Source organism: Streptomyces ureilyticus (genome assembly GCF_011045025.1).
Classification (GTDB): Bacteria; Actinomycetota; Actinomycetes; order Streptomycetales; family Streptomycetaceae; genus Streptomyces; species Streptomyces ureilyticus.
The window spans coordinates 1-7389 of record NZ_JAAKZX010000331.1; the positions used below are offsets into that span (position 1 = coordinate 1).

Annotated in this window: 8 protein-coding genes and 4 pseudogenes; 9 read left to right on the forward strand and 3 right to left on the reverse strand. The window is 68.0% G+C overall.

Annotation, left to right across the window (positions count from 1 at the left end; genetic code table 11):
* The first annotated feature begins 224 nt into the window (after window positions 1-224).
* The 3 genes from G6048_RS45635 to G6048_RS50635 all read left to right on the forward strand — a co-directional run bounded on the left by G6048_RS45635 (window position 225) and on the right by G6048_RS50635 (window position 1142).
* The gene (locus G6048_RS45635) at window positions 225-383 is read left to right on the forward strand and encodes a hypothetical protein (protein ID WP_165345517.1); all 159 of its coding nucleotides are present in this window, start codon (window positions 225-227) and stop codon (window positions 381-383) included.
* Between the two features lie 140 nt (window positions 384-523).
* Complete coding sequence (locus G6048_RS50630; protein WP_235991101.1) at window positions 524-847, forward strand: 3-keto-5-aminohexanoate cleavage protein; 324 nt, start codon at window positions 524-526, stop codon at window positions 845-847.
* Window positions 741-1142: a hypothetical protein gene (locus G6048_RS50635; RefSeq protein ID WP_235991102.1), complete on the forward strand. Its 402-nt coding sequence runs from the start codon at window positions 741-743 to the stop codon at window positions 1140-1142. Before G6048_RS50630 ends, G6048_RS50635 begins: the two co-directional genes overlap by 107 nt.
* Here the strand turns inward: G6048_RS50635 and G6048_RS52140 are convergent.
* Window positions 1092-1510: pseudogene (locus tag G6048_RS52140) on the reverse strand (hypothetical protein); the annotation flags it as partial. The gene G6048_RS50635 and the pseudogene G6048_RS52140 sit on opposite strands and share 51 nt — an antisense overlap.
* Before the next feature lie 57 nt (window positions 1511-1567).
* On the opposite strand from G6048_RS52140, the pseudogene G6048_RS45650 reads away from it, so the two are divergent.
* The 4 genes and pseudogenes from G6048_RS45650 to G6048_RS45665 all read left to right on the forward strand — a co-directional run bounded on the left by G6048_RS45650 (window position 1568) and on the right by G6048_RS45665 (window position 4012).
* A pseudogene (locus G6048_RS45650) lies at window positions 1568-2649 on the forward strand (DNA polymerase III subunit beta family protein).
* Between the two features lie 24 nt (window positions 2650-2673).
* On the forward strand, window positions 2674-3183 hold the full coding sequence (locus G6048_RS45655) for a hypothetical protein (RefSeq protein ID WP_165345518.1): 510 nt from the start codon (window positions 2674-2676) through the stop codon (window positions 3181-3183).
* Window positions 3180-3349 (forward strand): annotated as a pseudogene (locus G6048_RS45660) (IS481 family transposase); the annotation flags it as partial. The gene G6048_RS45655 and the pseudogene G6048_RS45660, both read left to right, overlap by 4 nt.
* A 69-nt stretch (window positions 3350-3418) precedes the next feature.
* Complete coding sequence (locus tag G6048_RS45665; RefSeq protein WP_165345521.1) at window positions 3419-4012, forward strand: NADAR family protein; 594 nt, start codon at window positions 3419-3421, stop codon at window positions 4010-4012.
* A gap of 198 nt (window positions 4013-4210) precedes the next feature.
* Here G6048_RS45665 and G6048_RS45670 read toward each other — a convergent pair whose 3' ends face one another.
* Window positions 4211-4654, reverse strand: a complete 444-nt coding sequence (locus tag G6048_RS45670) for an A24 family peptidase (RefSeq protein WP_165345519.1) — start codon at window positions 4652-4654, stop codon at window positions 4211-4213.
* Window positions 4655-4942: 288 nt separating this feature from the next.
* Window positions 4943-5692: an SDR family NAD(P)-dependent oxidoreductase gene (locus tag G6048_RS45675; RefSeq protein WP_165345520.1), complete on the reverse strand. Its 750-nt coding sequence runs from the start codon at window positions 5690-5692 to the stop codon at window positions 4943-4945.
* Between the two features lie 128 nt (window positions 5693-5820).
* Between G6048_RS45675 and G6048_RS45680 the strand changes: the two genes are divergently transcribed.
* Together G6048_RS45680 and G6048_RS45685 are read left to right on the forward strand one after the other, a co-directional pair.
* Window positions 5821-6255 (forward strand): Rrf2 family transcriptional regulator, encoded by a 435-nt coding sequence (locus G6048_RS45680; RefSeq protein WP_030942118.1) that lies wholly within the window; start codon window positions 5821-5823, stop codon window positions 6253-6255.
* A gap of 185 nt (window positions 6256-6440) precedes the next feature.
* Window positions 6441-7165: pseudogene (locus G6048_RS45685) on the forward strand (IS5 family transposase); the annotation flags it as partial.
* Window positions 7166-7389: the final 224 nt, after the last annotated feature.

A 7389-nucleotide genomic window follows, 5' to 3' on the forward strand; every position in this document is an offset into this window, starting at 1 on the left:
TCAAAGGCGACGGCGTCCACCACGCCATGCTCGGCATCGCCCGCCTCCACAACCTCACCCTCGCCGGTTGACGAAGAACAGGCAGGTCAACCAACACGTCGTAGATCATTTACGGGACAAGCCTTAGCTGCGGCAACTCGGCCTCTATGCCTTCACCCCGGAAGCATTACGTCTATTCGCTGGCCTTTTGCCCGGGCCCCGTGGAGGAGGCTGAGGGGATCGAGATGCTCCGCTTTCTCGAACACTCCTACGCGGTGGCGATGGTGCGGGTGGAGGACGCCGGTATGGCCGTCGACACTCCCGAGGACCTGAAGCTCGCTGAGTCGCACAGCCTCTCGTCCCACTGGGGCACCAGGCTCGCGGGCAATGCCGCCTCGGAGTAATCGCCACCGAGACGAGGCCCAGGGCGAGGTCCTGCTGTCGGGTGCGTATCGAGTTGTGATCAATCTGCGGGAGTCGATCTCGCCCTGGATCCAGTCGCCTGCCAGGAAGCCTCTCGGGTGCGACCTGCGAAGATGGCGTCATGCTGCAGGTCTGTCTCAACGGCGCTCGTAGCCGCGCCGAGTGTTCTCATCTCCCGGTGACCGGCGACGAGTTGGCGGCGGCGGCCCGTGAGGCTGTCGCCGCCGGCGCCGAGGACATCCATCTGCACCCCAAGGACGGCGACGGCCGGGACACGCTGGAAGCCGTCGCTGTCGCTGCCGCTGTCAGTGCGGTACGGGCCACAGTCCCGGGTCCCCGTGGGGGTCACCACTGGCGCCTGGGCCACGGCGGACCCTCCGGCCCGTGCCGCGCAGGTCCGAGCCTGGACCATGCTGCCCGACCACGCTTCCGTCAACTGGCATGAGGACGGCGCCGCCCATGTCGCCGCTGCCCTGCTGGACCGAGGAATCGGCATCGAAGCCGGCGTCTACTCCGGAACCACCGCGCCACAGCGGTTCCTGGACTGGCCCGAATCCCACCGAGTCCTGCGCGTCCTGGCCGAGATTACCGAGACCGCCCCGCGGACCGCACTCCGCGCCGCAGCCGGCCTGCTGGACGAACTCGAATCGGCTACCGCGCCGATCCTAGCCCTCGGCGACCGCGTCCAGGCGGGGGCGGCCGACGGGGCCGCGGATTCTGACCTTCCCTATGCGTCCTGACCGCGGCCTGGCCCGCGGTCAGGACGCACGCCAGCGGGCGGCACTTGCGGTCGGCGGCGAGGTGGACCTTGCTGGTCTGCCCGCCTCTGGAGCGTCCCAGGAGGGTGGGCTTCAGACGGAGTCTGAGCCGGCGGCGGAAGCGTCGTCGCTTCTCCCGCTCGGGATCTGCTTCGGCTTCCTGCCCGTTTCGTCCTTCGGAGCCGCCCCTTTTGACTTGGCCGTCTCCTCCTCGGCCGCGGTCTTCTCCAGGGCGGTGGGATGTCCTGGGCCAGGTGCATCCCGGCAGCGTCGTGGTGAGCGCGGGCGGTGGTGGAGTCGATGCTGACCAGGGACAGGTCCGCCTCGCCCCGCTTCGCGGCTTCCGCGATGTTGACACAGCCGGCCGGTGTTGACCTTCAAGTTGGTTGAAGCTCGACGATGGCGGGGTGCCGAACTTTGAGCTGATGCCGCTCGGGGTCTTCGCCCGACGCACCGGGCTGACCGCAAGCGCCTTGCGCTTCTACGCCGATTCCGGGCTGCTTCCTCCTGTCGCGGTCGCCCCGGTCTCTGGGTACCGCTACTACGGTGCTGACCAGGTGGTACGGGCAGCCGTGCTGCGTCAGCTCCGTGAGATGGCCATGCCACTCGCCGCTGTCGAAGCGGTCCTCGACGCCGAGCCCGATGAGGCATCCCGGCTGATCGACGAGCACGTCGCGAAGGTCCTCGGGGACGCGGCAGCGGTGCAGCAGAAGGCCGCTTCGATCAAGTCATCGCTCACGGATGTACCAAGTCTGCCGATTGCCGTGCTGAAGGGGCCGGTTCTGGCTGACGCGATCGAGCAGGTCCTGACCGCGACCGCGCGTGAACCGGGTATGCCAGTGCTTGGCGCCCTGCGCGTCGAGGCGACGCAGGAAGCGGTCACGCTGACCGCCACGGACCGCTACCGCCTCGCGACCCGGACCCTGGTTCCGGCCGAAGCAGCGGCCGCGACCTGGGCTGCCACGGTCGACGGTGACGAGTTGCGGGCCGCGATCGCGGAGATCCGCCGCAGCGCACTGGTGCGGCTCGAGGCGACACCGCACGGATTCTGGCTGCGCATGGCAGACCGAGAAGACCGGCACTGCCGCCTGCTGTCGGAGGAGTTTCCCGACTACCGGCTGATGCTCGCGTCGCTGCCCGAGGCCACGACCCGGGTGACGGTCTCGAAAGATCTCCTCCTGCGAGCCCTGGAAGAACACCCAGGAGAGCGGATCACGCTGCGGGTGACCCATCACGGCCCGAACGTCCTGAACGTCCTGGTGGCGGAGGCAGAGCTCCCCGGCGTCCCACTCACGGCCACCATGACGGGGCAGGACCTTCAGATCTCCTTCGAGCTGATCACGCTCTATCCGGCCGTCAGTACCGCCGTCGGCCCTGACGTGATGCTCGACCTGCGAGGAAACCGGACCAGCCCGTCACGATCCGCTCCGCCGACCGCGGCGATCTCACCACCCTGGCCATGCCCATCAAGCCCGACCGCTCAGCCTGAGCAAGAATGACGAGGAGCAACATCATGACCGCCACTCCCATCAGCCCCGACACGACCATGGAAGCCATCAGCCAAGCTGTCATCGAAGGACGAGCCGGCGACATCGCTTCGGCCCGCCACAAGCTCCTGGCCTTGTGGTCCACGATCGGCGTCACCGGCGACCCGCTGCACCGCTGCACTCTCGCGCACTACCTGGCAGACCTCTACGAAGACCCAGCCCAGGCCCTGGCCTGGGACATCCGCGCCCTGGACGCAGCCGACGCCGTGACCGAGCAGCGCGTTCAGCAGCACCACGCCAGCCTTCACATCGCCGGCTTCTATCCGTCCCTGCACCTCAACCTCGCTGACAACTACCGCCGCCTCGGCTCCTTCGACACAGCCACCGAGCACATATCCGCAGCCAAAGAGCATGCCCCCAACCTTCCCCAAGACGCCTACGGAGCCTTCCTCCGTACCGCCCTTGATGAGGTGACAGAGGCCATCTCCCGGCGGGACATCGCCAAGCGAGCCTCCGCCCCGGGCCCCGCTGCATGACGCACAGGAACGCGCCCCTCACCAGTGAGGGGCGCCGTCGTCTGATCGAGCGCTGCCGCACGAGGCCGATTGCGCACGTCGCAGCCGAGAGGGGTATCTCCGGCCATGCGCGTCGAAGTGGGTCAACCGGTACCGGCCCCATGGGGACCTCGGTTTGGAGGACCGCTCTTGCGCCGCACGGGCGTGGCGGAAATCCCTTCGTCTGTTGTCGGTGGTGGCTGGGAGGATCCCTGTCATGGAGACGATTGACACGAACAGCCCGGTCCAGGCCCGTACCCGAGAGGATCTCGCGGCGCTAATTGCTGCCGGAGCGCGGCCGAAGTGGCTGATGTTCTGGGGGCATCAGCCACAGCGGGATGGTTCGATCGGTCCGGGTGCGCTCAGCCAGTGGTGGCCTTCCCCGTTCACCGTGGACGGCGTGACGTATGCCAGCGCCGAGCACTGGATGATGGCGGGCAAGGCCCGCTTGTTCGGTGACGACGCGTCGCACTCGGCGGTCCTCGCGGCGCGCTCTCCCGCCGAGGCCAAGAGCCTCGGGCGGCTGGTCCGCGGCTTCGACGAGGCGCGTTGGGTCGCCGCCCGCTTCGAGTTGGTCGTTGTGGGGAACGTCGCCAAGTTCGGACAGGACCCCGCTCTGCGCGCGTACTTGCTCGGCACGGGTAACCGGGTGCTGGTCGAGGCCAGCCCGCGCGACCGGGTGTGGGGCATCGGGCTCGGCGCGTCCGATGAGCGTGCCACCGATCCCTCCCGGTGGCGTGGTCAGAACCTGCTCGGCTTCGCCCTGATGGAGGCACGGGCCCGTCTGGCTGCCGCTCGCTGCGACGAGTAGTCGATGTCCATGAGAGCTGGAAGCATCCGTGGAGGTGGCCAGGCGGAGTCCAGCGTCCGCGCTTGCCGCGGGCGGCCTGGCGGCAGCAGCGTTCGGCCTGGGTAACGCCGTCGGGGTGAGGTCGCCGCCGATGCCCTGGAGACGGAGAGGTGCCCCTGAAGGGGCACGGCAGGCAAGCAGAAACAAGCCAGCAACTGCTCAGCTGTTCGCCAGCGCGGTGGTGATCGGCGCGATGACAAGGCAGGTTCCGAGCGGTGGCCCCTCGGGCTGGGACTTGCGCGATGGGCGGAGGACGACCCCGGCGAATGCGGCGAGTAGCCAGGCCAACAGGATGCCGGTGAAGGCGGCGGTCCAGCTGAACCATCCGAGGATCAGGCCGACGAGTCCGGAGACCTTCACGTCTCTGCCGCCGAGCTGTCCAGGCGCGAGGGCGTAGAGGGCGGTGAAGGCCACCAGGGTGACCATCATCGAAGCCGCGCTGCGTACCAGCGGCACGGTGCTGTGCGAGATGGCCGCGTCAACGCAGAAGAGGGCGAGGATCGCCGGATAGGTGGCTTTCCAGCAACATCTACCGCCAAGCTCGACGCCGGCGGCAGCACGGACGCGGTGCTGCGGTGGCTGGGGGTGGCATCGATCGGTCACATGCGAAAAAGTGAGCGTGCTGAATGATGTATCGATTTGCGCGCGTGAGGCCCGTACGAGAAGAGCCCCCGCGCACGCGCGGGGACTCACTCGGGTCCGGGCCGGACGTTACAGCGCCGGGATTACCGTCAGCGGGAATTTTTCGTCGATGACGTTTTCTCCGCCCTCGCCGAATCCCGGCTCATCACGATCCGGGCTTATTGAGACGTGTCCACGCACACGCGGGTCGTTGGCGGTGCGCGCCCCGAAGGCGCGATGTCCTTCGGGGCGCGCGGACGGCGTTTGGGTTCAGGCGTTGTAGCCGCCGTGGGCGTCCAGCACCGCGCCCGTGACGTACGACGCGGCGGGGCTCGCCAGGAAGGCGATCGCCGCGGCGATTTCGTCGGGGTGCCCCATGCGTTGCAGGGACAGCGAGCTGAGCAGAACCTTGAGGGTCTCGGGGTCCGGCGGTTGCATGCCGCCCTCCATCAGTCCGGCCTCCACGACGTTGGCGGTGATGTTCCGGGGCCCGAGGTCGCGTGCGGCGCCCAGGGTGTACCTCTCGATGCCTGACTTGGTCGCCGAGTAGTCGGCAAGGCCGGGGACGCCGACCCGGGAGCCCAGTCCGGAACTCACCGTGATGATGCGGCCGCCCGTGCGCAGCACTCGGGAGGCGGCCCGGATGACGGCGATCACGCCGAGGTAGTTGGTGGCGTGCATCCGGTCCAGTGCGGCGGTGTCGGCGTCCGGGGCGTCCACCGTGCCAGCCGCGGGGATCGCCGCGTTGTTGACGAGGATGTCCAGGCCGCCGAAGTGCGCGACCACGTCGTCGATCAGCGCCGGCGCCCGGCTCGTGTCCGCCTGGTCGGACTTGAAGGCGACGGCCTTGGCTCCCTTGCCGTGCACCTCGTCGACGACGGCCTGCGCCTGCTTCTCGGAGCTGACGTAGGTGAAGGCGACGTCGGCGCCCTGCTCGGCCAGCAGCCGTACGGTCGCGGCTCCCAGTCCGCGCGACCCCCCGGTGACCAGGGCGACCTTGCCCGTGAGTGGCTTGCTCATTCTTCTCACCTCGTTGATTTGACCCTTCCTGCAGTCGCAACGCTAATTGTTACGACAGCATGTTGCAACCTTCGCTGTTACGACTGGGCTGTCGTAACATGAAGCGTTGCGGCCGAGAGGAGGAGTCCATGAGCGCCAACAGCAGGCTGACAATCGCCGCCCACGCGCTGGCCTGGATCGGCCTCTACCAGCGCCAGGGCCATGAGGTCGCCACCTCCGAGCAGATCGCGACCAGCGCGAACACCAACCCTGTGGTGATCAGGCGGCTGCTCGGCGAGCTGCGCAGGGCCGGGCTCGTGGAGTCCCGGCGGGGCGTGGGCGCGGGCTGGTCGCTGGCACGCGAGCTGGAGTCGATGACCCTGCTCGACGTGTACGAGGCAGTGGAACCCGGCCCGCTGTTCGCGATGCACCGCACTACCCCGGACCAGGGATGCGTGGTGGGTTACGGTATCCAGCCGGCGATGCAGGGCATCTACGAGGGCATCGAGGAGACCCTGAGACACGAGCTGGCCCGCGTCACGCTCGAGAACGTTCTCCGGGACGTACTCGCGGCACCTCGCTAGCCTCCCCGTTACGCCCTGTCATCACCAAGATCCCCATCCATGCCCAGGCCAGCGAACAGCCTGGCAACCAGTCACGCCGAAGACCGTTGCAGTATCAGACCGTGTCCTACGAGCTCGTAACTTGATCATGTTGAAGTGCCCTGGTCCGGCGTGACCGATGTGACGATTCCGCCGTTCGCGAGGATGTGAGCACCCGGCCGTGGATCGTGGACGACGACTTGTGGGCCCTGATCGAGCCGCTGCTGCCGCCCTGGCCGGAGAAGTCGCCGGGCCCACGGCCGGTGGCGGACCGGCTGTGTCTGCAGGGCATCCTGTGCGTCCTGCACAACGACATAGCCTGGCAACTCCTGCCGCTGGAGCTGGGATTCGGTTCCGGACAGACCTGGCGGCGCCTGGAGCGGTGGCAGCAGGCTGGGGTCTTCGACCAACTGCACCGCATCCTGCTCGCCGAGCTGAACGCGGCCGGCGAACTCGACTGGTCCCGCGCGTGCGTGGACGGCTCCCACGTCCGCGCGAAAAAGGGGGCACCGACACTGGTCCGTCGCCGGTCGACCGGCGGAAGGCGGGCAGCAAACACCACCTGCTCTGCGACGGACGCGGCACCCCGTTCAAGGTCATCACCACCGCGGCCAACGTCAGCGACGTCACCCAGACCCTCGCCCTGGTCGATGGCATCCCGCCCGTGGCCGGACGGCCCGGCCGCCCGCGCCGCCACCCCGACTCACTCCTCGATGACAAGGGCTACGACTCCAATCCCAACCGGCGGGAACTGCGCAAGCGGCGGATCTTGCCGGTCATCTCCCGCAAGGGCGCCCCGAACATCAAAGGCCTGGGCAAACTCCGCTACGTCGTCGAGCAGACCTTCGCCCTGCTCCACCAGTTCAAACGCCTCGCCGTCCGTTGGGAACGCTGAACCGAACTCCACGACGCCTTCGTCTCGTTGGCCTGTAGCCTCATCTGCTGAGACGCCTCCAGAAGGCCCGCTCATGATCGTGTTACGAGCTCTTAGAGGGCGTTTATGCAGGTCAAGCCCTATATGCGACTCTCGTTCCTGCCCTGCTTTGAGGGCTTTCATCCCCTAGGCGGCGAATGGCGCTCTCCAGGGCGGAGGCGCGGCCATCCGTCTCGTTCGCT